General features: G+C 61.7%; 1 protein-coding gene. It reads right to left on the reverse strand.

Annotated features, from left to right (window positions below):
- Positions 1-483 (reverse strand): IS3 family transposase (locus EN808_RS35125; RefSeq protein ID WP_135918216.1); only part of this gene is annotated, 483 nt, incomplete at both ends.

Consider the following 483-nt stretch of genomic DNA (forward strand, 5'->3'; position numbering starts at 1 on the left):
CTCGCCGATCCCTGTCCTTGCATCGTCGATGTCGCGATAGGCTTGGCCATCTACCTCCTCTTCCTTCAGGGTCCTCATGAACCTCTCGGCCTTGGCATTGTCATAAGGATTGCCGATGCGGCTCATGCTCGGCTGGATGTCGTGGCTTGCAAGTCGTGCTGCGTAGTCAGCGCAGGCGTATTGGACACCGCGATCACTATGGTGAATGACACTTCCCGGTGCCGGCCGGCGTGCCGCAATCGCCTTGTCCAGCGCCTCGATGGCGAGTTCCGCCTTCAGGTGGGTCGCAATCGCCCAGCCGATGACCTTGCGGCTGAAGGCGTCAAGCACGATCGCCAGGAATGCGAACTCCTCGGCGAGATGGACATAGGTGATGTCGGCCACCCAGAGCTGGTCGATGTCGGTCAGCTGAAGGCCTCGGGCCCGGTTGGGCACGATTGACCAGTCATGCCTGGCGTCGGTCGTCATCGGCACGAATGGGGC

Source organism: Mesorhizobium sp. M8A.F.Ca.ET.165.01.1.1, from assembly GCF_004792065.1.
Taxonomy (GTDB): domain Bacteria; phylum Pseudomonadota; class Alphaproteobacteria; order Rhizobiales; family Rhizobiaceae; genus Mesorhizobium.